This is a genomic window from Streptomyces tricolor (assembly GCF_002155905.1).
In the GTDB taxonomy this organism is placed as follows: domain Bacteria; phylum Actinomycetota; class Actinomycetes; order Streptomycetales; family Streptomycetaceae; genus Streptomyces; species Streptomyces tricolor.
The window spans coordinates 650-2,067 of the sequence record NZ_MUMF01000523.1 but is presented as its reverse complement, the minus strand read 5'-3'; the positions used below and the strand labels follow the sequence as shown (position 1 = coordinate 2,067).

The window sequence follows — 1,418 nt, the reverse complement described above, 5'->3', positions numbered from 1 at the left end:
GGCACGGCGGGAGGCGCCTCAGGCACGGCGGTGCGGGCAGACCGGGGGTCTCGGGGCCTGAGCGGGTGCCTGCGGCCGGTCGAGCTGGTGGCCGCGGTCATGGGGCCGGCGGGGCGCGGGCGCGCCAGTCATACACCGTTCGGGCGGAGTCGGCGGGGGGTAGCAGGAGTTCGCTTGAAGCGCTGCGTGCCTTGAGCTGCGTAAACGCAGCTAGCTAGCTAGAAAGCTAGGTAGCTAGCGAGATAGGTAGGTAGCTCGCCGGGTGATCGGCGACCTACGATCCCGCCATGACTGACACGCCTGTGGTGGGCAGCTACTCGGAGACCGGCGGCGCGACGAAGACCGGTACTGCCGTGGCTCTCGCTGTCACGTACGCCGAGGAGCACCCAGATGAGACGGTGCTGCTGGGGGACCTGGATCCCCGCGGTGCTGCCACGAAGTGGACCGAGGCTGCCCCCGTAGAACCGGGGCTGGACATGTCCGCGATCTTGGGAAACGACGATGTGCACGGGTGGGCGGCTGAACTGGCTGTGCCTCTCGATCCCAAGAAGGGCTGGCCGGAGAATTTGCGTGTGATTCCTTCGGGTTTCAGGGCTCAGGCCACTCAGGAAACGCTGCGTGAGGATCATGCAGAGCTGCGCCTGAAAAGAAGCTTGAGCGGAATCGATGCCGGGCTCGTGGTATTCGACTTTCCCAATCGTCAGGGTGGTGTCATCACTCAGAACGGATTGAGTGCCTGCAATAGGATCCTGTACGCGGCCAAGCCGGATGAGGACGGATTGGATGGCGTTGAGGGCGCGATGGAAAGCGTGGACAAGTTCCACGGCTACCGGCGTGAATTGGGGCTCCCGGAACTACCTCGCGAGGTAGGGATCGTGGTGGCCACTGCATATCGCGGAGCGGTGGTTACGCGAGACGAGCGGCGCGCCTTGGACGTGTTCGAAGAGCTATACCCGAATTTGTTGCTGAAGCCGTTTATCCCGTGGCTGGGAATCGTGAAAGAGGCTCGATCGGCCGGTGAATGGTATGGGAAGTATGCCAAGAGCCGGTCGGTGACTGAGCCGTACAGGGAGCTGACAGGAGTGATCTGCCGATGAGCGGAGGCGCCGAAGATCGTCCCCAACCGCGCGAGCGGGGGCCGCGGCCTGCGCCGGCTGGTCCGGATCCGGCTAGGCCGGCGGTGAGTGCACTGCCGACGGCACCAGCGGTACGACGTCGCTCTAAGGCGGTCGTGCAGTTGAACACCCGGGTCGAGCCGTTGCTGGATGAGCTGGTGGCGCTCGTGGTGGGCAGCCGGGGGATGAGCAAGCGGGACGTCGTGGAGAACGCCCTCAAGGTTGCCTATCCGGCCGAGTACCAGGCGCTGGTTGCACGCGAGCGTGCGAGCGAGCTAGGTAGCTAGCTCGCTCGCTTTCTGC

At 64.9% G+C, this 1,418-nt stretch carries 2 protein-coding genes; both read left to right on the top strand.

Annotated elements, in window-relative coordinates:
* Positions 1-287: 287 nt before the first annotated feature.
* Complete coding sequence (locus tag CCN44_RS32420) at positions 288-1,097, top strand: ParA family protein (RefSeq protein ID WP_086701718.1); 810 nt, start codon at positions 288-290, stop codon at positions 1,095-1,097.
* Between the two features lie 134 nt (positions 1,098-1,231).
* Complete coding sequence (locus CCN44_RS44620) at positions 1,232-1,402, top strand: hypothetical protein (RefSeq protein ID WP_158103180.1); 171 nt, start codon at positions 1,232-1,234, stop codon at positions 1,400-1,402.
* Positions 1,403-1,418 lie beyond the last annotated feature (16 nt).